Source organism: Alteromonas sp. ASW11-130 (genome assembly GCF_026183735.1).
In the GTDB taxonomy this organism is placed as follows: Bacteria; Pseudomonadota; Gammaproteobacteria; order Enterobacterales; family Alteromonadaceae; genus Alteromonas.
This window is the reverse complement of record NZ_JAPFRE010000027.1, coordinates 494,625-519,329: the sequence shown is the minus strand read 5'-3', so window position 1 is coordinate 519,329 and position 24,705 is coordinate 494,625. Positions and strand designations below refer to the sequence as shown.

The window sequence follows — 24,705 nt, the reverse complement described above, 5'->3', positions numbered from 1 at the left end:
AAGCCTTCATCTTGCACCACATAAGTATTACCCTAAGTCAATTAGAATATAGCTGACAGAATTTTGAATGACTCAACTATTAATTGCAGATGATCATCCGCTATTCAGGGAAGCGATGATGTCGGCTCTGCAACCGCACTTTCCTGATTCAATCATGTACCAGGCTGATAATTTGGAGAGCATGCTCTCGACTTTGCAAGAGCATCCCAATATTGAGCTAATTTTACTCGATCTAATCATGCCTGGATGTGCCTACTTCAACGGGCTGATCACGCTACGCGAAAAGTATCCTAAAATTCCTATCGCAGTTATTTCTGCAACGGAAGGAGCAGAAGTGGTGGCGTTAGTAATGGATTTAGGCGCCAGTGCTTTTATTCCAAAATCAGGTTCCATTGCTCAGGTAGCAGAAGCGATCATGGCTCTAAAAAATGGCGAAAAGTGGTTGCCAGAAGCAATGGAGGATGAAATTAAGCATGTAGATACCAGTTTAGTTGATATTCTCTATCGTTTTAGAAGTCTTACAGGTAAACAAATAGAAGTGCTTCAACATTTGCATACCGGATTAATGAATCGCCAGATCGCGGAAAAGATGAATGTAACTGAAGCCACGGTTAAAGCACACATAAGTGCGGTATTACGTACACTCGATATCAAAACACGCACACAAGCAGTACTGATAATGTCAAAATTGCAATTGATTTAACATGATAGATTACACTCTACCTGTCATTGACTTACATCGCCATTTAGATGGCAATATCAGGCCCGCCACTATCTGGGAGCTTGCACAACAGCATAATATTCCATTGCCGGTAGACAATTTAGCGCAATTAGCTGATAGCGTGCAGATACGTGATCGTACAAGTGATTTATTGGCTTTCTTAAAGAAACTTGACTATGGCGTATCGGTACTTGCCGATTTGGACGCATGTTATCGTATTGCATATGAAAATGTGCAGGATGCTAAGAATGAATCGCTCGACTATGTTGAGCTGCGCTTTTCTCCCTATTACATGGCTCACGCACATAAGCTTCCGGTTGACGCTGTTGTGGAAGCAGTCATCAACGGGGTAAAAGACGGTCAAAAAGAGTTCGGTGTGAAGGCAAATTTGATTGGTATTTTAAGCCGGACCTTTGGGGTAGATTGTTGTGAGCTAGAACTTCAGGCATTATTAGCGCACAAGGATCATATCGTCGCTTTAGATTTAGCGGGCGATGAAGCAGGTTATCCGGCGCCATTATTCAGTCAGCATTTCAACCAAGCACAAAGGGCAGGGTGGGCAATTACTGTTCACGCAGGTGAGGCCGCAGGAAGTGATAGTATATGGAACGCCATTCGCTTATTAGGCGCTAGCAGAATAGGCCATGGCGTAGCAGCCCAAAATGATGACGAGTTATTAGACTATCTTGCCGAAAATCAAATTGGTATAGAGAGTTGTCCTACTTCCAATTATCAAACGACCACTTTGGTTGATACAGCAAATCACCCCATGAAGTCATTTTTTCACCGCGGCATTAAGGTAACCTTGAATACTGATGACCCGGGCGTCTCGGCGATTGATTTAGAGCACGAGTATAGAGTTGCCTATGACGTTATTGGATTTACTAAAGAAGAGCTGGCCACAATTCAATTAAACGCAGTGGAGCAAGCCTTTTTAAGTGATGATGATAAAGCAAAACTAAAAAGTAAGGGTGTTAAGAAGTAAGTCAGAATCTTAAACTAGTTTAAAGGCATTTACGTGGTTTCGTGTGATCAAAAGAAAACTGTCACTCTAATTTGGGGGGAAGTGTCGTAATTAGCATATCAGCCAGTTGTTAAACTGCCAGTCTACTCTGCGTCATATCCTGTCGCAACGTGCCATCGCAAAATAACTACGAAGTGTCATCATTGCAGTCCAAGGCCATGATCGCCATAACAGGCTGGCTTATTAAAACAGTATTTTCGCTCTCTCAACTCAAACTTTCAATTATAGGAAAATAGCTCAAAACTGGATTGTTTTATGCAATAATTCAACTGTTTATATGAATACTATTTATTCATTTCATAACGCTTTACATTGAAGCAACAGATGCATTTACCCAATGTAAGGATCAGCATTAAAATAAGCTGATTTAAGGGTTTACCGCCGTTTACACGTTACCGAAGCAGGTTTACTACGGGCAGTTTAAACGGATGGAAGGTTCAATATTGAGGAAGTGAAGGTAAAGAAGTGGTATCGTTCGTGGTGAAACTGAATGTTCTCACTTCTCACTTCTCACTTCTCACTTCTCACTTCTCACAATTGAATCCATCTTAACCCCACCAATACACACCGACATCTTTTAATTGCGGTTTAACAAACCCCAGAAAAGGTACAGAAAAGGTAAAGGAAGCCGCAATGGCATCCGCTTTTTTTCGCCTCATTGTAATCGTTCTGCTTTATCTTTTTGCAATTACGGCATGTTATCCAATTCTATGTAGTTAATTATGCGATTGTGAAGGTTTGGCAAAACCTTTCGATTCGCTATACCAGTTACGCGAAGGTTTTTAACGTATTTAGCAAAAAGGTAATGTTTCTGCCTGCGAAAAATCTACCGAGACTTATTTCACCGTTGAGCGTAGCATTGCAAATATACGAGAAAATAGTAAACAATAATTTAAGACGCTGCACAAAGCATAGTTAACGTAATTCTTAGCTTTGTTGGTGTTACGATTTCTTCTTAAAACAGCATTAACGTTATAAAGGGATGTAAATGAATAAATATTTAGTGGTTATTATTTCTGGTCTGTTACTGGGCTGTGGGAACGAAAATGAAGAAAGGGTAGAGCAGAATTTACGTGAGATTATTTTAGAAAAACAAACGGCATGGGAAGCTACGGGAATAAACTCTTATACGTTTACTTATAGCGAGACGCCGAATGACTGTCCCACTGCCCAACCATTTCCGCCAGTAGAAATTCAAGTAGTTGAAGGTAAAATCACCTCGCTATATATACCAAGTCAAGGTAGCTATCTAGAGCCAAGCGAACGCGTCTTTCCTACGATCGATCGGGTTTTTATAAATATGAAACAGCAAGTTGATACGCTACAAGGCACCCCGGAATTTGATAATACTTTGCATTTTCCAGTAAAATACTCAGTGGAAAAATCTGCTGCGCCCTGTGATGGGCATATAATATCTATTAGCTCTTTTATTTAAACAAAAAAAGGGCTTCATAATGAAGCCCCCTCTCTTCTTACGTTGCACACTAAGCAGCTTTAGTTTTCTTACTGGTTTTAGCCTTTGGCTTGGTAGCCTGATTTGCGATCAATTCCTCATGTTCAAAATCGTCAACATTGATTACATGCAAACGACCTGCTTCAGTCTTACGCAATTGCTCGGCTTCGGCTTGGGTGATCCAACCTTTATCCAACGCTTCGTCAGCAAGTTTATCTAATTGGGTAAATGATAATTTTTGGCCTTTCTCTTTGCTAATTCGGTCAAAAATAGGTTCGCTGGCTAGAATGTCTTCCAACGTTTGTTCCAACTCCCCAAATGGATTGCCTTTTTCCCGTGTAAGGTATTGGCCATCACCCAAACGACTTCTCGCTGAACAAGGTTGTTGCAATAATAAAGCAATTTTATGCTCGATGTAGTCTGAAGGCTTGCTACAACGACGTCCAAACGGAAGCACAATAGCCCGTAAGCAAAACGCCACTGCTTTATTAGGGAAATTTGCTAGAAAATCATCTATTGCCGTTTCAATGTCATACAACGTATTCATCATTGCCCAATGCATAAGTGGTGCGTCTTCATGTAATCGGCCATCTTCATCGTAGCGTTTCAGCGTGGTGCTTGCCAGAAATAACCCACTTAATATATCGCCTAAGCGAGCCGATAAACGCTCACGACGTTTAAGATCACCACCAAGTACAGCCATGGATACGTCTGAAAGTAAGGCTAGATTGGCGCTGTAACCTTGCAACAATCTATAATATTGCGCAGTGCTATCTTTAAATGGACTGCTATGCAAATATCCCCCGGTATATGAGAACCATTTGCTACGCACCAAATTGGAGAGGGTAAAACCGATGTGACCAAATACTGCCTTATCGAACTCTTCCAGTCGCTCTTCGCGATCTTCTAGATTAGCTGCGTGGATCTCTTGCAAAACATAGGGATGACAACGCATCGCGCCTTGTCCAAAAATCATCATGTTACGTGTGAGGATATTCGCACCTTCTACCGTAATAGAAATTGGCGCACCTTGATATCCACGTCCCAGATAATTATTGGGGCCTAACATAATGCCTTTACCACCGTGCACATCCATTGCGTCGTTAATTACCTGGCGCATCTTTTCGGTTAGGTGGTATTTACTAATAGCAGAAATTACCGATGGCTTTTCACCTAATCCAATGCCAACAGTTGAAAAGCGAGTGACACCGTCCATCAGGTAGGCGTTACCCCCAATGCGAGCGAGCATTTCTTCGACGCCTTCCATTTGACCGACAGGAATACGGAATTGGCGGCGGATGCGAGCATAGGCACCCGTTGCAAGCGCTACCTGTTTTGCACCGCCGGCAGCAGTAGAGGGCAGGGTGATACAACGACCCACAGATAAACACTCCACCAGCATACGCCAGCCGCGGCCAGCCATCTTTGGGCCACCGATAATATAATCGAGAGGCACAAAAATATCTTCTCCTTTGATGGGGCCATTCTGGAAAGGCGTATTAAGTGGAAAATGACGCCGACCAATTTCTAAGCCATCGGTATCTCTTGGGATAAGCGCGCAGGTTATGCCTAAATCTTTTTCATTTCCCAATAAGCCATCGGGATCCTGCAATTTAAATGCTAAGCCAATCAACGTGGCGATAGGAGCGAGCGTAATGTATCGCTTGTTAAAGGTTAAGCGCATGCCCGTAATTTCTTCGCCTTCCCACTGACCTTTACAGATTACGCCTACGTCAGGTATAGCACCTGCGTCAGAACCAGCTTCCGGGCCCGTAAGGGCAAAGCATGGAATTTCTTCACCGCTAGCCAAGCGTGGTAAATAATAGTCTTGCTGTTGCTGGGTTCCATAATGTTGCAGTAATTCCCCAGGACCTAATGAATTAGGTACACCCACGGTACTGGATAGAACTGCACTGGTGCCAGCAAGTTTTTGTAATACGCGAGACTGAGCGAAAGCAGAAAATTCCAAGCCACCGTATTTTTTCTTAATGATCATGGCAAAAAACTTGTGCTCTTTTAGGTAAGCCCAAATCTCAGGTGATAAATCTGCATCTTTATGATTGATTTGCCACTCATCAACCATTGAACAAACGTGATCTACAGGCCCATCTAAAAATGCTTGTTCTTCAGCCGTCAGGCGTCCTTTTGGAATGCTATGTAGTTTATCCCAATTTGGGTTGCCGCTGAAGATCTCACCGTCCCACCAGACCGTACCAGCGTCTATCGCTTCTTGTTCGGTAACAGACATCTCCGGCATAACCTTGCGGTAGAATGCTAGAAGTTTGCTAGAGATATACTGCTTTCGCAACGACGGAACAACGAGTGGTACTGCTATCGCTAGAAAAACCAGCCACCCCAGCCAGTCAATTTCTGAGAACAGCGTCCCGATGACCATTATTCCCGCTACTACGGCAGCGCTGGTGGTAAGGCTAGCGCGCTTATAACTGGCAATACTTAGCGCAATCAAAATAATTAAAAGCCACATAAATTCAGCCATTAGTATGTCTCCTTGATAAACGGCTATGCAATTCAAGACGGTTTATTGAATTGCTTATTCTCAGACACGGCTTATCAGCGTGAATTGAGGTCTGACCAGAATAGTTTAAAATTATAATCAATGTGGTAAAAGATCAAGGCGAATCGACGTAAACTAACTAAGAAATAGAAGGGAAGCGCGTTTATATTGATCTAGGCAATAGGGCTTTCTTGGCAGGTTAGTTTATAGGCGTATAGCTTACTAATTTGATATCACCCTGTTCATCATTATCTTTGAATTGTTGCAATCTGACAAGATTATAATCCAGTGCAGGGGCAAACCACGCGTAGGTTTCACGGCTGCTAGACTGTCTGATAATTTGAACTTTAATAGTATCAAGCTTGCCATAAGGTAACACTAGCGTTTCTTTATCTACTACATCAATTTGATAGTTCCGTATTTCTGCGCGGTAATTAATGAAATCATACGATAAAGACTCTTTACCCGCGGCCAACTGGCGGGGTAAATCAATACGGTAAAGTTGGTTATCTAACTCTTTGTGCCAGTCTTGGGAGGTTGACTCATTAACTAAAATCTGACGTTCGGGTTTTTCCACAAACTTCAGTTTAAGCTTTTTGTCGGCGCCGGTGCCGGTACGACTAAAATAGTACTGATGGGGAACCAGATGATTATTTCTCACCGTAAAAATTGAATGTTCGTAGCGTTTATCTGACAAGAAAAATTTTGACACGTCAGAGGAATAGGTGAGCGAGTATTGGTTCTTAGATAACTTTTCTAATTTTAACTCTGCTTTTCCAATATCATCTCCCCATTTGTATGCAATATATTCCGCCTTGAACGGAACCAACTGCGGTAATGTTGCGAAGACAAAACCAGCCAAAAACATTGAAACAATTACAGTCGAACAAACGATTGCATGTTGAAATGATTTGAGCGGGTTCATTTTACTCACTTGCATAGCCTGATAATGGAAGACGTTGTCCATCCATTATGGCGTTATTTTCGTGCATTACCAACCTGCCACTACAAAACCATTGTAACACTAACGGGTAAATTTGCCTTTCTTGTTCCTGTACCCGCGCCGCAAGTTCCACTTCCGAATCGTCTTCAAAAACAGGTACTCTGCTTTGTATTACAACTGGACCGCCATCTAGCTCAGGGGTAACAAAATGTACACTGACTCCATGTTCAGTATCGCCATTTTCGATAGCTTGTTTATGGGTATGCAATCCTTTGTATTTGGGTAATAACGAAGGATGGATATTAAACATCTTGCCTGCGTAATGATTGACTAAATCTGCAGTCAAGATTCTCATAAAGCCTGCAAGCACCACGCAATCAGGGTGGTAACGGTCGATTAATTCTTTCAAAGCGTAATCATAGTTTTCTCTATCATCGAACGCATTGTGATCGAGAGTGTGGGCTGGAATACCAGCCATTTCTGCTCTTGTTAAACCATATGCGTCAGTACGATTTGAGATCACGCAGGCGATTTTCGCTTCAAGTTTCCCAGTAGCGATGGCATCAATAATAGCTTGTAAGTTAGAGCCGTTACCAGAGATTAAAACGCAAATCGAAGGTACTACTGGAGTCATCTAATTAATCTCAACAGAAAGGTCTGAATCTTTTGCTTCAATATGTCCAATCAACCAAGCTGACTCTCCTTGCTCTTGTAGAAGTGCAATTGTAGGTTCTACATCCGCTTCATTTACTACCAGTATCATGCCCACACCACAATTAAACGTGCGGTACATTTCATGGCGTTCAACATTGCCCTGACGTTGTAACCAATTGAATATAGCTGGCCATTGCCAGCTACTTTCGTCGATAACTGCTTTACAGTCATCCGGCAGTACTCTGGGGATATTTTCCCAAAATCCACCTCCAGTTATATGACTGATAGCGGTTACGTTTATCTTTTCAAGTAGTGTCAACACTGACTTTACATAAATTTTTGTGGGGGCAAGTAAATGCTCTTTAAGAGGTTTTCCATCGAACTCAGCTTCAATATCCGCGTCAGACACCTCTATAATTTTACGAATCAACGAGAAACCGTTTGAATGAGGACCCGAAGATGCTAATGCAATAATTTTCTGACCTGGATTGACCTGACTGCCATCAATAACATTGTCGGCTTCAACTACTCCAGTGCAAAAGCCTGCAATGTCATAATCTCCGTCCTGATACATCCCAGGCATTTCGGCTGTTTCACCACCGATCAAAGCGCAACCGGCTTGCTCACACCCATTACCAATACCGGCTACCACCTCTGCAGCCACATTCACGTCGAGCTTTCCCGTGGCGTAGTAGTCAAGGAAATACAAAGGTTCTGCGCCTAAAACAATTAAATCATTTACACACATGGCGACAAGATCAATACCCACACCGTCGTGAATGCCAGCGTCCATAGCCAACCGTAATTTGGTGCCTACGCCATCGGTACCGGAAACCAATAATGGACGTTTATATTTTGCTGGTATTTCGCACAACGCACCAAAACCACCCAGGCCGCCTTTTACTTCAGGGCGATGCGTACGTTTGGTAACTTCTTTTATACGCTCTACAAGTTGATTACCAGCATCTATATCTACGCCAGCATCTTTATAGCTAAGTGGTGTGGTTTTATCGCTCACTGTTTTGCCCTGATTCGGTAGTGGTAGGAAAAACGCGAATTCTATCAGGTAGTGAAAGTAAGTCCAATCTTGTTACTTGTTTTTTCGTTCCTAAGATTAACGATAAAATACACTTTATAAGGTGAAAAACTTTTTCAAATAGCACACAATAACGCCTCATTTTTTGAATTCAGTTTTAAATGAAGGTTGTCAATCGACTGATGTCATTTTTTATTCGATACCTGTCCGTTATCGCGATCGCTTGGTTAGCGTCAAATTTTCTTATATTTGCGGCGTATGCAAGCGTTTCAGTTGAGTCACATGTGGCAAGGGTGCCGGTCTCTGATCAGTCTCGGCAGACTCAACAGAAAGCGCAGAGACAAGCGCTAGAGCAGGTTTTGGTAAAGATGAGTGGACAAACGGATATAGTCACATTGCCAGCTGTTAAAGGATGGTTGTCAAACCCCCAGCAATTCCTGCGTTCCTATCAGTACGAGTCTAAACAGAATCAATTGTTATTTGTGGCTGAATTCGACAACCGGGTTTTAATGCAACGTTTGCATAGTGAAGGATTACCCGTATGGGGAAATCGACGACCTGAATCGCTGCTGTGGTTAGCAATAGAAAATGAACGCGGACAACGCTATATTGTAGATGAAGCACAGCTTTCATCCACCACGCGTAAGCTTCGCCAACGTGCTGCAGAGCGCGGGGTGCCGCTAAGTCTGCCGTTAATGGATTTAGTCGATAATGATGCAATTTCGGTTTATGATGTTTGGGGCAGGTTTGCTAAATCTTTAACCCAAGCGTCTGAGCGATATGACGTTGATTACGTGATTGGTGCGCGTATCTATCCAGTAGTAGAAGATAAAAGAGACGCTGAAAAAACAGTGGCCAAAGGTAACTATGCAACGGATTGGATTTTTATCGGACGTACGCAATCTGAGTTTGGTACCCTTTACGGCGATTCAATTGATGAGCTGGCAATTTCTATCATAAACGCTTTTGCAGAACATCTTGGGCAAAATTTTGCCGTAACTTCAGGCGCGGAAAATGGAAAGATAAATATTGTGAAAATTTCCGTGGCTAACATAAATTCGTTACAAAAGTATGTACGCTCCCAACGTTACCTGGAAAGTATAAGTGTCATACGGAAAGCGGCCTTATCACAACAACATGGCTCAGTGGCAACGTTTGATATTGAGCTTGTGGGTACGGTAAGCGATCTTATCAAAAGCCTATCTTTGCAATCCCGTTTGTTGCCAGTAAATGATGCATTCGGCCAACCTTTGGAAGGATTGAATTTTTACTGGGATGAATAGCAATAAACCCGCGCAGGCAGTACAACTACCGCTTCCTGTAAGCTTACCAGTTGATGAAACCTTTTCCAGTTTTGTGGTGGGGAAAAACAGTCAATTGGTTGACTTGCTTTCGAAGCTGTCTAATTCCCCCTTTGAAGATCGGAGAACATATTTAAACGCTAATTCAGGGCAAAATATGCCGTTGGTTAATATTGTCGGCGGAAAGGGGAGGGGAAAAAGTCATTTACTTTTTTCAATGTGTCATGAACTCGCTCAACAACAATCCTCTCATATCTATCTCAATTTGAATGACTTTAATTCTTTGCATCCGCAATTATTAGACGGACTCGAACAGGTGGGCGTTATCTGTCTTGATAATTTACAGGCAATCTCGGGAGTTCGCGAATGGGAAGTAAGTATCTTTGACTTGATTAATCGAGTGAATGAGTCCCAATTTACAACACTGGTTTGCACGTCTGAACTAGGCCCATCACATCCTGATTTTAAGTTGCCCGATCTTCGCTCTCGGTTAGGGTGGGGTATAACGTTTCAAGTCCACGCATTAACTGAAGAGGAAAGAAAGAAGGTAATCAGGCTTAGGGCCCAACAAAGAGGTTTAAAGTTGTCAGAGGCGGCGTTGGATTATTTACTTAATCGAAGTGACAGAGATTTACCTTCGTTACTACGAGTGTTAGATATTTTAGATGAAAGGTCACTACAGGAGAAGAAACGCCTAACATTGAATTTAGTCAGGCAGGTAATCGAAAGTGAAGGCTAATTAATAATTAAAAATTAATAGCCTTCTATTAATTACCGACTTACTTTTACAGGAAACGGTAACGTTGGCTGTATGTCTGGGCGGGGAGTCGCAATTACTTTTTGCGTACGGAATGTTGCTAACGAATTGACAGATTCCTTTTCATCATCAAGCGTGACTGTTTCATACCAATCCGTGCCCGCAGGCAATACTTGGGGTTCAGGAAGGGCAGCCTGTATAGACGTAACGTTTAATTCTGGCAGCACACGATTAACGACATACTTTGCTCGTTGCTGAACACTATGATGATTGATACGATTTCGCTGGCCCCATGTGAGAATATACGTCTCGTTCTCAAACGTTTCATCAGTGAACACACCCACATCAGAAGAAGCTTCAATGCGATATAGCATCATGAACTGTTCGAAAAGCGTAGCGTAATCTTCCCGGGTAGTGTAATAAGAATAAAAAGACGAGGCGCTATCTTGCTGAAAAAAGTTGGCTATATCTTCAGCTGTATAGGCTTTTTGTTGAGGCGTCGCAGTTTCGCCACCGTATTTAACCGCAGCTAAATCATGTAGTTCAGTTGAAGTTAATGGCAAACTCGTGGCTAAATCGTCTGATTTTGGTGAATTATTTTCGAACCAATCATACGGGGTTGTCGATAACGGAATGTGTGACCAGGTTGCATAATTAAAAAAATCGTTAGCATGCCCCAGCTCATGATATAACAACCAGTCGACAGCTTGCTGAACACCGAGCATTGTGCGGGTGTTGCGTTGTTCTGGCGCTAAACCATTTTGCGGGTAATAGTACTCACCGTCTTTCACATAACGCCACGTAGTGCGATAATTTAATGCGTTGCCAAACTGGCTGCGGTAGTCGGGCTCCGTGTTCAACGTATCCCTTTCTGCTGGCGTCCTCCAAAAATTACGCGCGTCCAGATATATAGCCCCGGTTGCCACCCAATAAAACGAGGGGCGAATATCATAGGATATGACAATTGCCGTAACCGCCCGTAGCAAGTTAAGCATGTCATCCCCTGCTGGAGCATTTTCAAGGTATTCTTTAAACGCATCCCCCATCCATGGGTGTGAAACATACGTGCGATCAAGGATGTCATCGATTGTAGGTGATTCAGTTTGCTGACCAATTAGTGATAACGTTTCAAAGCTACAGGGGTAGACGATTTCATTGTTATAAACACAATTACTTAATGCTTCTGCGTACGGGCTGTCTTTTTGGTAAGGTTCCATGTGGCTTGAGACAAACATTTCACTGCGGGTAAAAAATGCATCTTCGTCAATTTCCATATTTTTGACTAAAACCTGTGCTTCATCTGAAGCTTCTGACCCATCATCGTATTGTAATGTGGCCCGATAGGTAAGAATGGCATCAACGTCTACTCTAGGAGCGTCAAAGTAAATGTTTTGCTGGGGCTCGTTATTATCATCAAATACTACGTCCACCGCTGTGGGTCCAGAAGTTTGTTGCCAAACGACAGACTCAATTGCTTTATCTGTAGTATTGTCGACACGCAGAGAGACACGGCCTCCTTCTGCAGCTTCATGCCCAATTCTAATAATTGCTTCGGGGGGGCTGCCTTCCACTACCGTCAACAAGTAATCGGTGCTTAAGTTTTCTCCTGATGCCGTTGTCGCGGTAACGTTAAACATATAGTCACGCGCGGATGGCGTGTCAAAGCTAACTACCTGAGTATGCGCTGATAAGAGAGTGATGTTATCGTCATTTACTTCCCATCGGACCGATTCGATAGGGTCATTATTGTTGACCGTGACGACAAGGTCTACCGAATCACCGACCACCACTTCGGTGGGACCTGAGATCACTAAAGTAGGTGTATTTTTCGTCGTCTCATTGCTGCTAGAGCCCCCACAGCTAATGAGTAACATTACACTGAAAAACAAAATCCAACGCATTATTTTACTCCATTGAAACGATCGCGTTCTTCCTGCATCTCTACTTTTAGCTTTTTCAATCCTAAGTTTAATTCTCTTCCTCTTTTTCTCGCAAAAAAACTACAGCCGATAAACATCAACGTTGCCAACAGAATTTCAATGATACCGTATAGGCGTAATGCCGGTTCGGCGTAACTTATGGTAAAACCATGAATAAGGTATAACATAACGATAAAGTTTGCCCAGGCGTGGGTGTAGGGGTTGGCTTGAGCTATTCCTTTTAGGGGAAGTAGGAGCGGCAATATATAGATGAGGAAAATAAAAAAGCCAGAATAAGGGGTTTCTTCAACCAGTATACTATGCCAACTAATCACGAGAATTAGTAAGCCGCTATAGGAAAACAATGCTAAATAACGATAAAAAGACGTAGATAAATTCATACAGCATTCACTAAATAGTTAATAAAGTTTTTTGGCTAACTCGGCCAGTCGCTTTCCTTGCGCGATACACAGCGCTCGCTCATGTTCAGATAACTCATTACTATTGTTAAAAGCTACATGAGAAACACCATATGGCGAACCACCTGATCGTGTTTCGTGAAGGGCAGGTTCCGAATAAGGTACCCCGCAATATATCATGCCATGATGCAAAAGCGGTAGCATCATGCTTAACAAGGTCGTTTCCTGACCGCCGTGCATACTGCTGGTAGAAGTAAAGACACAACAGGGCTTATCTATTAGCGCGCCTTTTAGCCAACTTTGACTAGTACTGTCCAAAAACTGTTTCAAGGGGGCGGCCATATTGCCGAATCTTGTAGGACTACCCAAAGCGAGCGCGCTGCACTGTTCAAGATCTTCTATGGTGACTTCAGGGGGCCTACCACTAATCTCGGTTGTCTCTGTCTTCTGGGATAGCGAAGGTACAGTTCTTACCAACACAGGTACGTCAGCACTTTCAATTCCTTTGGCAATGGTGTCAGCTAGTCTCTTGGTACTGCCATAGCGGCTGTAATATAGTACTAAGATAGGGTTCACTACAATATTTCCAATACTGATTCTGGAGGACGGCCAATACGTGCCTGGTCACCGTTGATTACAATAGGACGCTCCAATAACTTTGGATGAGCTACCATTGCATCGAACAGTTCCTCGTCAGTTGAAGTCGTTTTGTCTAATCCCGCTTCTTTGAATTCAGCTTCTTTAGGGCGCATCATGTGAACCACCTCTTCAATATTGAGCTGGGTGTAAAGCTTTTTTAGCTCATCTTTAGATAGAGGGGTCTTTAAGTATTCAATTATTTCGGCACTCACTTCTTTTTGTTCCAGCAGCGCCAGAGTTTGACGACTTTTGGAGCAGCGCGGGTTATGTATAATCTTAATGGTAGACATAATGTTCTTTTTTATGGTGATATGAATGGCGACACTATTGCGATTTTGAAAACATTTATCAAGAGGAAATCTGTAACGATGGGTCACATATTCAGCAAGACTTTTCAACAGAAGCGTATTTTTCTTATACTTGCAATGGTTATTGGCACTGTAAGTTTTGTTCTGGGGATTCGCATCGCTAACAGTGTCAGTGTCGATTTTAAGACGGTGCAGGGTGCGAAATATCGCTGGCAACAGTTGGAAGGCAATTGGGTGGTATTGAATTATTTTGCTAAATGGTGTGCACCTTGTTTACGCGAATTACCTGAATTAAACCGATTTGCTGAATCGGCTGGCAAGGATGTAAAGCTTTTCGGGGTGAATTATGACCTTATGCCTCACAGTGAAATAGAGGATATGATCGATGAGTTCGAAATTCAGTTTGAGGTTATCCCTAACGATGCCAACAACAAACTACCTACCCAGACACCAAGCTACTTACCGGCGACATTTATCGTATCGCCCAAGGGAAAGGTAGTAGCCACCTTATTAGGAGAACAAACCGAAGCTGGATTAAAACAAAAAATAAAGACGCTTAAATCACAAACGTATTAAACGTTCCTCTTCTTCCCTTAGCTGTTTAATTCTGGCTCGTATCTTTTGTTTTTCTAAATGATTATTATCGGCAAAGTTATAAGCATGCTGTAGTTCATCTACGGCGTGCGAATAGGCCCCGTAGAGCGCGAGGGTCTCAGCCTTAGCTTGGTGCATATCTTTTAACTGGCGAGATTTTTTATACGCTTCTGTCAGTAATTGATAAGGCAGCTGGTATTGATTATTTACCAGTAAAAAATCTTTTAATATTGCAATCGCACTTTGGTATTGGCCTGATTCAATCATTACATTCGCCTGATTCAGCGCCAGCACTTGATTTCTAGGCTTACGCGCAAGATGAGGGGCTAATCGTTCGATGGCTTCATCGTATTGCTTTTTTTCTATTGAGATATCAGTGGCGACATCAAGATAAAAAAGGTTTTCTGAATGCTGCTTTAATAACGTTGCCATTATTTCTTCAGCTTTGTTGTATTCTTCATTGCGAAGGTAGGAAATTGCCAGCCCATACTGGGCCGCCTGAGGAATTCTGAAAGAGTTTTTCTCCACCGCGGCCTTAAAATATTCTAGCGCATAGTCTTTATCGAATACATACCTAGCCATAACCCGCGCTCTTGCTAAGTGAAACGACAGGCTTTCTGAAACGCGTACTTGCGGATAGTCATTCGCACGGGCGCGCGCATCCGCAATACGCGTCTCTGTTAATGGATGCGAAAGTAGCCTGGCCGGAGGTCTTGAGACTAGGCGATATTCTTCGGCGAGTGTAGAAAAAAACGAGGAAGCACCGTCGGGGTCGAAATTTGCTCGTGAAAGCATGGCGATACCAATGCGGTCGGCCTCTTGTTCGTTCGAACGGGTATAATCAATTTGCATTTGTGCCGACGCAGCTGCTCCAGATTGCATTACTGCTATACCGGCTTGAGGATCGGCCATTGCAACTAATATCCCCCCTAACATAGAGGCTATCGCAATAGGGGTAGAGCGCTGCTGGGATTGTATACGTCGCGCCAAGTGACGTTGCGTAACGTGGGCTACTTCGTGGGCAAGTACTGAGGCTAATTCACTTTCGGTTTCGGCTTTAAAAATGAGCCCGGTGTGAATGCCGATATGACCGCCGAAAAAAGCAAACGCATTCAATGCGTTGTTGTTGACCCAAAAAAACTTAAAGGGGAATTTTACGTTTTCCGCTTGGGCAACTAAGCGGTTTCCTAAATCTTGTAAATACTCGTCAAGTATTGGATCTGAAATAATAGGAGATTGGGCGCGCATTTGCCGCATTACCGCATCGCCAATGATTATTTCTTTGTTGAGCGGTAATGCATCCGAAGCAACCACGCCTATCTCTGGAAGCGTGTTTTTATTACTGTGTGTGGCATCTTGGGCAACAACGTTAAAAGTTAACCCAATGGTTAAATATCCTATATATTGTAAGGTTCGCGCTAATAATCTCATTAATCCTGCCAAATTTGAGTACTGCAATTGCGTACGTATAGCGTTAGAGTCGCTAATAATCAGTAGGTTTCACAATTCGTCTTACAGACTGTACAACGTATCGCACTGGAGCCAGTGTAGCTTTACTTTTTATCTTTTTACTTTTTACTTTTTACTTTTTACTTTTTACTTTTTACGGCACATATCAATGCCGAGGGCATAACACATTGTATTAATTGGGCATCCCAAACTAATTTTCAGTATCACATTATACTCAATGTTAGTTATGGAAATAGATTTTTCTCGTTGCAACTAACATAATTGTGTTGCTTGCCCTTGTTCCTTTTCCTATCATGCCAATCCTTACAGCAAAGTCGATTTAGCGGGAATATTTATGCTAAGTGTTTTTGGTCGCTGGTATCGTCGAAAATTTTCCGATCCCGACGCTGCTATGTTACTCATTTTAATACTTCTGTCCACAGCGGTAATTGTATTCTGGGGCGGGTTGATTATGCCTGTTCTGGTTGCTGCAGTGATTGCTTATCTACTCGATTGGCCTGTAAATCATCTCATGCGAATTGGCGTGGGACGGGGCTTAGCCTGTGGCATTGTACTTTTGTTGTTTATCGGTATTTCGGTGCTGATACTTATCGGTTTGATGCCAATAATTTCTAAACAAAGTGTCAATCTGATACAGGAAACCCCGTTAATCTGGCAACGTGCTCAAGATTGGCTTATAACCCTTCCACAAAAATACCCAGACTATGTGCAGGTTTACCAGATTCATAACATGATGGAGGGGCTAAACGAAAAACTGGTTGTTGTGGGAGAGCAATTAATCTCCGCCTCATTCAGTTCGATCGCTAATGTGGCGGCGCTATTGGTTTATTTGATTTTAGTGCCACTGATGGTGTTTTTTATGTTAAAAGACAAAGCCTACTTTCTCGATAGAATATCAAGCCTGCTTCCCCGTGAACGTAGATTAATTACGCAAGTAGGCCACGAAATGAATTTACAAATAGCAAATTATATTCGCGGAAAAGTCATAGAAATTATTATTGTCGGTTCTATTTCTTGCGTAACATTTGTACTTATGGATTTACGCTACGCTATGTTGCTGGGTGTACTAGTGGGGTTGTCGGTACTTATTCCCTATATTGGCGCTGCCGTGGTAACCATTCCCGTTGCCGTAGTAGCTATGTTTCAATGGGGAATAAGCCCAGAGTTTTGGTATTTAATGGTAGCCTACGGAATCATTCAGGCGTTAGATGGAAACCTGCTTGTTCCTATTCTATTTTCAGAAGCTGTGAGCTTGCACCCGCTTTATATTATAATCGCTGTACTGTTTTTCGGGGGATTATGGGGGTTCTGGGGCGTATTTTTTGCAATCCCTCTGGCCACGCTGGTGAAAGCGGTTATTACTGCCTGGTCGAGTAACCCGGATTCTGCTAAACACCAAATGGTTTAACGATTATTGCCCATCTCGTCGATTGATTTCAGATGGGCAATGATTAAATACTTAATTCAAATAATCTAACACGACTTGATGGTGCTCTTTAGTTTTAAACTTATTGAAAACCTTTTCGATTGTTCCATTTTCATCAATTAAAAAGCTTATACGATGAATTCCGTCGTATTCTTTGCCCATGAACTTTTTCAATCCCCACACACCAAACTCCTCTGCGACCGCATGATCTTCATCTGATAGCAAGGTGAAATTAAGGCTTTCTTTTTCCACAAATTTAGGTAATCGCTTTACAGGGTCTGGACTGATCCCTATCACAACTACGTTTTTCTCATCCAGTTCAGCTTTAATGTCGCGAAGATTTTGAGCTTGTACTGTACACCCTGGTGTCATGGCTTTCGGGTAAAAATAAACCAGGACTTTATTTTGCTTTAGCTTTTCAAGCGACACCATGTCGCCGTTTTGATCGGGTAACGTAAACGAAGGGGCTTTATCACCAGCTTGTAGTGTGATCATTTTCTTCCTTTTTCTGCTTGTCTGTAACCTTTCCGGTTACGTTTAATTTTTCAAATAAAGCTTTAAGCGCTGTTTCAATCTCGTGAAAGTCCACTGAGTTGGGCGCATTTACCACAAATTTACAGCGCATAGTTTCTTGTTGCGTCGAAGGATCGCGGAAGGTTCTTTGCCTAAAAGCGCTGATTGAAGTATTACGCTCCGCAAAAAAGCCAGTGACAGCCTGGACTAAACCTGCAGTATCTGCGCCGCTAAACTCAACATTAAAAAGGTATTCCAGATTTTGCTTTTCATGGTGACTGGTGCGCTTCATAAGCGAAAGCAAATCCAGCCGTTGACAAACCGCAGGCAATGTACATTCTGCTCTAGTAATTGCTGTATGAGAGCCTTCCAGAATCATAGTCAGGGAAAATTCCTTTCCATAGATAGCTTGTCTACTATCTAAAATATTACATTGTACTTCTGAGACAGTTGCCGCTATCTGACTTAATATACCGCCTTTGTCAGTACCGAGAATTGTCACTATCAATTGCTGCTTCATGAAAACATTTCCAGTCTGGGGAATAGCAAATGGTAGCACAGAGTATTTTCCTCTGACCACTTGCAAACTGAATTGTAAAAAAAAAGATTGTTTTTTAGCGTTATAGCCTACTGAGCGCTTGTTTTTACTATCTCAGGTAATTACCATGTTGCCTGACTAAAAATGAGGTTTCTATGTTTAAAGGCAGCTACGTCGCGCTTATAACACCAATGGATGATCAAGGCAGGGTAGATTATCCTGTGCTTGAAAAGTTAGTTAACTTTCATATCAAAAATGGCACTCACGGAATTGTTGCAGCTGGTACAACGGGTGAGTCAGCTACCTTACCTTTTAATGAACATATAGAAGTAGTGAAACAAACAATAGCGTTTGCGAATGGCGCTTTGCCTGTTATCGCAGGGAGCGGTGCCAACTCTACGGCCGAAGCAATATACTTGAGTGAACAGATGGCCAGTCTAGGAGTAGATGGTTTTTTAAGCGTAGTGCCTTATTACAATAAGCCTCAACAAGCAGGCATGATAGCGCATTTTACCGCGATCGCAGACGCGACAGATATACCTGTTCTGTTATACAATGTGCCAGGTAGAACGGTAGCTGATATGTTACCCGAGACAGTAGCTGAGTTGGCACAACATAAAAATATTGTCGGTTTGAAAGATGCAACGGGTGATATCAGTCGATTAAAAGAAACACAGCCATTAGTCCCTGAAAATTTTATTATGCTAAGTGGAGATGATGCCACTAGTTGCGAATTTCTAAGTAACGGTGGTCATGGCGTAATTTCAGTGACGGCAAATATTTTGCCTGCCATCATTGCCGCCATCTGTAATGCCGCACTTGAAGGTGACTTTGCTAAATGTAAAGAGCTTGATGAACAAATTATGTCATTCCACCAGGCGTTGTTTATTGAGTCTAATCCAGTAATACCAAAGTGGGCACTTTATAAGATGGGAAAAATCAATTCTGCACAATTGCGTCTACCCTTGGTGTTACCGGAACTAAGCAGTCAAAAACAAATCGAAGCCTTACTCAATAAACATGCACTTGTTGCAAGTAATAAAGGATAGTAAATGAAAACAATACTGGCTTTAGTAAGTGGCACAGTTGTCGCACTTACGGGTTGTGCAAGCCAGCTGGAGCGGACCACCGCTTCTGGCAGTTATGATTATTTAGAAGCACAGGAACGAGCGTCATTAAAGATTCCTAACGATGTCGATCAACCTGAGTTTTCAAAAGAGTATGAGCTACCTTCATTAGGTGAAAACGCTGACAAGAGTATGCTCGGAAAAGAACTCTCAGTTCAGTCTCCATCGCTGGTTTTGCCATTAGTAACGGGGTCTCACGTTCAAGAGGGAGAAAGAGCTGCAACAGTTTGGTTTGATCAGGTTGATGATAGCCAGCCATTAGATCGTGCTATTTGGAATTCGTTACTAAGCTTTTTAGAAGAGCAGGGGATTGGTGTAGATTCTTTCGACCCGGATGCAGGGAAACTGGTAACAGATTGGATGATGATTACCAAAACGGTCGATAGCAAATGGTACAAGTGGACATCTACCGAAAGTAAAATAGGTAAACGCTTTGAATTTTCTCTTGAGAAAAAGTCCCACGGACGAACTGCGGCCCTCCACGTTGAATTGAAAGATTACATGGCAACTACCAAAGGTGATGTTGTGGCATCAATTAGTGATGCTCAACAGCGCCGTGAAGAGGTAGATATCTTGAATCAAGTTATAAATCACTATGAATATCAGATCCAACTTGAAGACAGTCGTAAACTTACGAAAATTCGCCAAGGTTTACAGATGTCAATGGGCTTTGATGCTAATGGCCACCCAGCTTTTGTAGTGGATGAAAAGTACGATATTACTTGGCCAAGACTGCTGTTAGTACTAAGAAAATTAGGCTTTGATGTAAAAGATCTTGATAAATCAACAGGCTTGCTTTTTGTAACCTATATTGGAAGTGAATCTAATTGGTTTACAAGTTGGTTTAGCAGCGATGAAGAATTATTAGAAGAAGACGATTATCGCTTACAAGTTAAAAAAGTAGGCGATAAAACTTCTATTACTTTTATGGATAATGAAAGTAAGCCATTTGAAGCAAATATGATTGCTGACATTTTCGAACCTTTTAAGCAGGTCATGTCAGAAGATAATTTAGACATTTAATTTGAGACGTATAATGGAAAAGCGCGACGAACTTTATCGTGGTAAGGCCAAAACGGTTTACTTGACCGATGCAGAGGACAAATTGATCCTCCACTTTAGAAATGATACTTCAGCTTTTGATGGGCAAAAAATTGAACAGTTGGAGCGAAAGGGTGAGGTGAACAATAAATTCAACCACTTTATTATGTCTAAACTTGAAAGTGCCGGCATAAAAACGCAGGTTGAAGAACGACTTTCAGATACAGAATCATTGGTTAAAAAACTGGATATGATCCCAGTTGAGTGTGTTGTAAGAAATGTCGCAGCGGGTTCCTTAGTCAAGCGACTAGGTGTTGAAGAGGCCAAGGAGCTAACCCCCCCAGTTTTTGAATTTTTCCTTAAAAACGATGCCTTGCATGATCCAATGGTAAATGATTACCACATCATTTCATTTGGATGGGCGACTGAAGAGCAAATTTCAAAGATGAAGGAATTAACATTTAAAGTTAATTCTGTTTTGAAAACATTGTTCGCAGAAGCGGGAATGACGTTAGTAGACTATAAACTTGAGTTCGGGATAGATAAACAGGGTGATATCGTACTAGGTGACGAATTTACACCCGATGGCTGTCGTTTATGGGATACCGAAACGAAGAAAAAAATGGACAAGGATCGATTTAGACAAGGGTTAGGTAATGTAGTAGAAACCTACATAGAAGTAGCCAAACGACTCGGAGTCGAACTATAATTTTTCATTTAAAACACCTGCAACTTGCGGGTGTTTTTATTTTAATTGTTTAATAATTTCAATTTATTAACTTATTGTGCTGAAGGGAAAAGCACTATGTTCAACACTATATTTAAAGATAAAGTTCCTTATTTATTTCTTTTATTGGTGTCGGTCTGGTGGGCATTCTATTATCAACACTCTTCTGTTTTAAACGACTTCGGCGATGCAAATTTCGAATGGTTTTTTTTGATTGACGGACTTCTGGTAGCACCAATCCTTAGTTTTATCTTTGTTGAAGATCCTAAAAAAGCAGTAAAGCAGTCTGTATTTTTAATGCTCGCGGCTATCCTAATTGGCAGTATCATCATTCCTGCTGAGCAAAAACATATTTGGGTCCTTTTAGAGTATGGAAGGTATCCCGTAATTGCACTTTTTATCCTATTTGAAGTGCTTACGGTTGCAACCACAATTTGGGCAATACACAAAGCGCTTTCTGTTCAAGGTGATCCTGATAGAGCTATCGACAAAGCTGTTAAAAAACTCGGTCTGCCTGGCCCTTTTATAAGCCTGATTAGCGTTGAGATAAGAATGTGGCTGTATACCTTTGCTGGGAAAAGAATAGCGATACAGCATTTTTGCGGTTTACATCACTTTACTTACCACCAAAAAGACGGTGCGCAAAGCAATGCATTTGGTTTTATTTTTATCATGATTTTTGAGTTACCACTCATGCATGTGTTTTTGCATTTTGTGTGGTCGCCTTTTGCTGCTAATGTGGTGACATTTCTGAGTATTTTAAGTCTAATTTGGTTTTATGCAGAATTCAGAGCAATGTCGCGGCGGCCTATTTCAGTAACCGAAAGTTGTTTGATTATACGGTACGGCCTTTTACCAGAATATAATATTAAGCTAAGTAATATTGAACAAATTCGTATCAATACCGCTAAAGTAGCGCGATCAAAAAACCGTAAACGATATAATTTCGCAGGCGCTCCTAATATTTGCATCACGCTCAAACCTTCGACTAATCAGGTAAATGAAATTTACTTAGGCGTTGATAATCCAGATTCATTTGTTAAATTAATTTGTGAAAATACCAGTCTATAATGAATTAGCGAGCTTATTTTGTAGGCTAAAGCTAGTTTGCTAGTGACGGTTTTTATATGATGTATGCCGATGTATGTTGCACATTTTAACTGGATGTGGATAGACTACTAGGCCCGTTAGCTTGTATAGAGAGACTGAATGTCATCATTTCTTAACCATGTATTAAATACGCCGAAATCTGGGGCGAAGGTGTTTATCGTGGATGACGATGCCATAACACTAGAAATGTTGATGCATAACCTCAGCAATGATTATCTAGTGTTTGGGTGTAGTGAGCCCAAGGACGCTATAAGACAAATAAAAGAAGCGCAGCCAGATCTGATAATGTTAGATATGGAAATGCCCGACCTTAACGGGATTGAATTGTGTAGGCAAATAAAGGCAACAAAACAGTTGGAAAGCCTGCCTGTGGTTTTTTTAACTGGACATGATGATCAGGAAACGCAACTTAAGTGTTGGGAAGCAGGGTGTGTGGACTTCGTGCCTAAGCCCATTATTTTTCCTACGCTTAAGTACAGATTGCAAACCCACATTAAACTCAAGCTTATTACTGATAGGTTGAGTACTTTAGCTATGTTGGATGGATTGACTAATGTTTTTAATCGTCGTTATCTGGAAAATTACCTTAATGAACAAGACCGGCATGCGACAAGAGATTATCAAGTTTTTACATTGATGATGTTAGACATAGATTATTTCAAACACTATAACGATACCTATGGCCATCAGCAGGGGGATGAGTGCTTACGACAGGTTGCTCAAACATTATCGAAAATAGCAACGCGAAGCACTGATTTCGTGGCGCGTTATGGAGGTGAAGAATTTATTCTCATCTTACCTGCCACAGATGAAAAAGGCGCAAAGTTAATTTCACTAAACATTCATCAGTCACTTGCCAAACGTAATATAGAAAATAAATGCACTGAAACTGGGAAGCTAACATTAAGCGTTGGGTGTGTGACGGCAAAAGCACCCTACGAGATTACGCCAATGATAGAAAAGGCAGACAAGTTACTATATGAAGCTAAACAAGCGGGAAGAAATCAAACCCGGTTTGGAACGCTTTAAAGTGGTACTTTTATTGTAAGATTGCTTGTAGCGATACAGCAACAAGGTAGTATTTCATCATCATCAATATAAGCTAATGGATCAGTGGTGTAATCCACTTTACCGTCAAGCAATTGCGTACGACAGGCACCACAAAACCCCTCGCGACAATGAAAGTGAATGTCTATGTCAGCTTCTTCAAGCGATTCTAATAAGGTTTTGTCAGAAGATGATTGAGCACATCCCACATCGATAACATCAATATGGAATGCTTCATCTTTTAAATGGGTCATGACGAACGGAGTCTGAGCTACAATTCCATATCAGCGAAGTCATCACCACTTACAGAGGAATCAATTTGTCCTACCAGATAAGAACTGATTTCTGATTCCTGGGGAGCCACCTGAACATGGTCTGAGTTAAGATAATTGTTCATCCATGGCAGCGGATTACTTTTAACAGAAAAGGGCGCTTCTAGACCAATTGCACTCATGCGCTGTACTGCAATGTAGTCTACGTATTGACATAAAATGTCTTTGTTTAGACCAATCATAGTACCGTGCTTAAATAAGTAGTCAGCCCATTCCTTTTCCTGCTCTACCGCAGTAAGGAAAATAGCGGTGGCTTCTTGTTTACATTCTTGGGCAATTTCAGCCATTTCTGGGTCGTCTTTACCCTTAGCCCAAATATTGAGTATATGTTGGGTTGAAGTTAAGTGCAGATTTTCGTCGCGAGCAATCAGTCGGATAATTTTTGAATTACCTTCCATTAACTTGCGTTCAGCAAAAGCAAACGTACACGCGAACGATACGTAGAATCTAATTGCCTCAAGCGCATTTACCGAATTCATGCAAAGGTAAAGCTTTTTCTTTAACTCGCGCATGGTGATTTCGTGTGTCTGGCCATCGACTGTGTGAATACCTTCGCCCTGTGTTTGCCAAAGCTGTGTAGCAAATATCAAGTCATCGTAGTATCGCGAAATATCTGTCGCGCGTCGCTTGATTTCTTCGTTTACGACAATGTCTTCAAATACACTACTAGGATCGGAAAATAGGTTTCGAAGAATATGCGTATATGAACGAGAGTGGATGGTTTCGAAAAATGACCAGGTTTCTATCCAGGTTTCTAACTCAGGCAAAGACACAATAGGTAACATCGCAATATTAGGACTGCGCCCTTGCACTGAATCCAATAACGTCTGATACTTCAAGTTAGATATGAAAATATGTTTTTCAGCATCAGTGAGCTTTTGAAAATCAACTCTGTCTCTGGACACGTCAACTTCTTCTGGTCGCCAGAAAAAGCTTATTTGTTTTTCTATTAACTTTTCAAAAATGTCATGCTTTTGCTGATCATAGCGGGCGACATTCACAGGGTTACCGAAAAACATCGGTTCAGCGAGGGGATTAACACTTTTTTGGTTAAACGTTGTGTATTTCATAAATGCTCAGTTGAAAACTTT

25 protein-coding genes are annotated in these 24,705 nt (G+C 41.8%); 12 read left to right on the top strand and 13 right to left on the bottom strand.

The features are described from left to right. Window positions 1-67: 67 nt before the first annotated feature. The 3 genes from OPS28_RS11515 to OPS28_RS11505 all read left to right on the top strand — a co-directional run bounded on the left by OPS28_RS11515 (window position 68) and on the right by OPS28_RS11505 (window position 3,180). Entirely contained in the window at window positions 68-703 is a 636-nt protein-coding gene (locus OPS28_RS11515) for a response regulator transcription factor (RefSeq protein ID WP_265609595.1), read from the top strand. A 1-nt stretch (window position 704) separates the two neighbouring features. Beyond that, window positions 705-1,706: an adenosine deaminase gene (gene add / locus OPS28_RS11510; RefSeq protein ID WP_265609594.1), complete on the top strand. Its 1,002-nt coding sequence runs from the start codon at window positions 705-707 to the stop codon at window positions 1,704-1,706. Window positions 1,707-2,733: 1,027 nt separating this feature from the next. Next, window positions 2,734-3,180, top strand: coding sequence for a DUF6174 domain-containing protein (locus OPS28_RS11505; RefSeq protein WP_265609593.1), 447 nt, complete (start codon window positions 2,734-2,736; stop codon window positions 3,178-3,180). 49 nt (window positions 3,181-3,229) lie between these two features. Here the strand turns inward: OPS28_RS11505 and fadE are convergent, their stop codons facing one another. The 4 genes from fadE to purM form a co-directional block, all read right to left on the bottom strand. Beyond that, the gene (fadE, locus tag OPS28_RS11500; RefSeq protein ID WP_265609592.1) at window positions 3,230-5,695 is read right to left on the bottom strand and encodes an acyl-CoA dehydrogenase FadE; all 2,466 of its coding nucleotides are present in this window, start codon (window positions 5,693-5,695) and stop codon (window positions 3,230-3,232) included. Window positions 5,696-5,912: 217 nt separating this feature from the next. After that, window positions 5,913-6,638 (bottom strand): DUF3108 domain-containing protein, encoded by a 726-nt coding sequence (locus tag OPS28_RS11495; protein WP_265609650.1) that lies wholly within the window; start codon window positions 6,636-6,638, stop codon window positions 5,913-5,915. A gap of 1 nt (window position 6,639) precedes the next feature. Next, window positions 6,640-7,290 carry a phosphoribosylglycinamide formyltransferase gene (gene purN, locus OPS28_RS11490; protein WP_265609591.1) on the bottom strand — a complete coding sequence of 217 codons (651 nt, stop codon included), beginning with the start codon at window positions 7,288-7,290 and terminating at the stop codon, window positions 6,640-6,642. Beyond that, window positions 7,291-8,328 carry a phosphoribosylformylglycinamidine cyclo-ligase gene (purM, locus tag OPS28_RS11485; protein ID WP_265609590.1) on the bottom strand — a complete coding sequence of 346 codons (1,038 nt, stop codon included), beginning with the start codon at window positions 8,326-8,328 and terminating at the stop codon, window positions 7,291-7,293. Between the two features lie 200 nt (window positions 8,329-8,528). Here purM and OPS28_RS11480 point away from each other — a divergent pair, with 200 nt between their 5' ends. Both OPS28_RS11480 and hda read left to right on the top strand, forming a co-directional pair. Beyond that, window positions 8,529-9,629, top strand: a complete 1,101-nt coding sequence (locus OPS28_RS11480) for a DUF2066 domain-containing protein (protein ID WP_265609589.1) — start codon at window positions 8,529-8,531, stop codon at window positions 9,627-9,629. Further along, window positions 9,622-10,386 carry a DnaA regulatory inactivator Hda gene (gene hda / locus OPS28_RS11475; RefSeq protein ID WP_265609588.1) on the top strand — a complete coding sequence of 255 codons (765 nt, stop codon included), beginning with the start codon at window positions 9,622-9,624 and terminating at the stop codon, window positions 10,384-10,386. The genes OPS28_RS11480 and hda overlap by 8 nt, the downstream gene beginning before the upstream one ends. A 32-nt stretch (window positions 10,387-10,418) precedes the next feature. On the opposite strand, the gene OPS28_RS11470 is transcribed toward hda, so the two are convergent. Genes OPS28_RS11470 through arsC form a run of 4 tightly spaced genes read right to left on the bottom strand, consistent with a single transcriptional unit; the run spans window position 10,419 to window position 13,671 of the window. After that, window positions 10,419-12,305, bottom strand: coding sequence for a hypothetical protein (locus OPS28_RS11470; protein ID WP_265609587.1), 1,887 nt, complete (start codon window positions 12,303-12,305; stop codon window positions 10,419-10,421). Beyond that, window positions 12,305-12,724 (bottom strand): DUF2069 domain-containing protein, encoded by a 420-nt coding sequence (locus OPS28_RS11465; protein ID WP_265609586.1) that lies wholly within the window; start codon window positions 12,722-12,724, stop codon window positions 12,305-12,307. The genes OPS28_RS11470 and OPS28_RS11465 overlap by 1 nt, the downstream gene beginning before the upstream one ends. 18 nt (window positions 12,725-12,742) lie before the next feature. Further along, complete coding sequence (gene wrbA, locus OPS28_RS11460; protein ID WP_265609585.1) at window positions 12,743-13,318, bottom strand: NAD(P)H:quinone oxidoreductase; 576 nt, start codon at window positions 13,316-13,318, stop codon at window positions 12,743-12,745. Beyond that, complete coding sequence (arsC, locus tag OPS28_RS11455; protein WP_265609584.1) at window positions 13,318-13,671, bottom strand: arsenate reductase (glutaredoxin); 354 nt, start codon at window positions 13,669-13,671, stop codon at window positions 13,318-13,320. Before arsC ends, wrbA begins: the two co-directional genes overlap by 1 nt. Before the next feature lie 78 nt (window positions 13,672-13,749). Here arsC and OPS28_RS11450 point away from each other — a divergent pair, with 78 nt between their 5' ends. After that, entirely contained in the window at window positions 13,750-14,265 is a 516-nt protein-coding gene (locus OPS28_RS11450) for a TlpA family protein disulfide reductase (protein WP_265609583.1), read from the top strand. On the opposite strand, the gene OPS28_RS11445 is transcribed toward OPS28_RS11450, so the two are convergent. Then, a complete protein-coding gene (locus tag OPS28_RS11445) occupies window positions 14,251-15,714 on the bottom strand; it encodes a M48 family metalloprotease (protein ID WP_265609582.1) in 1,464 nt (487 codons plus the stop codon). The two genes, OPS28_RS11450 and OPS28_RS11445, sit on opposite strands and share 15 nt — an antisense overlap. Before the next feature lie 373 nt (window positions 15,715-16,087). On the opposite strand from OPS28_RS11445, the gene OPS28_RS11440 reads away from it, so the two are divergent. After that, window positions 16,088-17,161 (top strand): AI-2E family transporter, encoded by a 1,074-nt coding sequence (locus OPS28_RS11440; RefSeq protein WP_265609581.1) that lies wholly within the window; start codon window positions 16,088-16,090, stop codon window positions 17,159-17,161. Window positions 17,162-17,212: 51 nt separating this feature from the next. Here the strand turns inward: OPS28_RS11440 and bcp are convergent, their stop codons facing one another. Both bcp and OPS28_RS11430 read right to left on the bottom strand, forming a co-directional pair. Next, complete coding sequence (gene bcp, locus OPS28_RS11435; protein ID WP_265609580.1) at window positions 17,213-17,674, bottom strand: thioredoxin-dependent thiol peroxidase; 462 nt, start codon at window positions 17,672-17,674, stop codon at window positions 17,213-17,215. Further along, window positions 17,652-18,212: a glycine cleavage system protein R gene (locus tag OPS28_RS11430; protein ID WP_265609579.1), complete on the bottom strand. Its 561-nt coding sequence runs from the start codon at window positions 18,210-18,212 to the stop codon at window positions 17,652-17,654. Before OPS28_RS11430 ends, bcp begins: the two co-directional genes overlap by 23 nt. 173 nt (window positions 18,213-18,385) lie before the next feature. Between OPS28_RS11430 and dapA the strand changes: the two genes are divergently transcribed. The 5 genes from dapA to OPS28_RS11405 all read left to right on the top strand — a co-directional run bounded on the left by dapA (window position 18,386) and on the right by OPS28_RS11405 (window position 23,264). Next, window positions 18,386-19,279: a 4-hydroxy-tetrahydrodipicolinate synthase gene (gene dapA / locus OPS28_RS11425; protein ID WP_265609578.1), complete on the top strand. Its 894-nt coding sequence runs from the start codon at window positions 18,386-18,388 to the stop codon at window positions 19,277-19,279. Window positions 19,280-19,282: 3 nt separating this feature from the next. Next, a complete protein-coding gene (gene bamC / locus OPS28_RS11420) occupies window positions 19,283-20,380 on the top strand; it encodes an outer membrane protein assembly factor BamC (RefSeq protein ID WP_265609577.1) in 1,098 nt (365 codons plus the stop codon). Window positions 20,381-20,393: 13 nt separating this feature from the next. Further along, window positions 20,394-21,107 carry a phosphoribosylaminoimidazolesuccinocarboxamide synthase gene (gene purC, locus OPS28_RS11415; RefSeq protein ID WP_265609576.1) on the top strand — a complete coding sequence of 238 codons (714 nt, stop codon included), beginning with the start codon at window positions 20,394-20,396 and terminating at the stop codon, window positions 21,105-21,107. Between the two features lie 96 nt (window positions 21,108-21,203). After that, window positions 21,204-22,196: a hypothetical protein gene (locus OPS28_RS11410; protein ID WP_265609575.1), complete on the top strand. Its 993-nt coding sequence runs from the start codon at window positions 21,204-21,206 to the stop codon at window positions 22,194-22,196. Window positions 22,197-22,334: 138 nt separating this feature from the next. Further along, window positions 22,335-23,264, top strand: a complete 930-nt coding sequence (locus tag OPS28_RS11405; RefSeq protein WP_265609574.1) for a diguanylate cyclase — start codon at window positions 22,335-22,337, stop codon at window positions 23,262-23,264. On the opposite strand, the gene yfaE is transcribed toward OPS28_RS11405, so the two are convergent. Next, a complete protein-coding gene (yfaE, locus tag OPS28_RS11400; protein WP_265609573.1) occupies window positions 23,261-23,536 on the bottom strand; it encodes a class I ribonucleotide reductase maintenance protein YfaE in 276 nt (91 codons plus the stop codon). The two genes, OPS28_RS11405 and yfaE, sit on opposite strands and share 4 nt — an antisense overlap. A gap of 17 nt (window positions 23,537-23,553) precedes the next feature. Next, the gene (gene nrdB / locus OPS28_RS11395; RefSeq protein ID WP_265609572.1) at window positions 23,554-24,684 is read right to left on the bottom strand and encodes a class Ia ribonucleoside-diphosphate reductase subunit beta; all 1,131 of its coding nucleotides are present in this window, start codon (window positions 24,682-24,684) and stop codon (window positions 23,554-23,556) included. Between the last annotated feature and the right edge of the window lie 21 nt (window positions 24,685-24,705).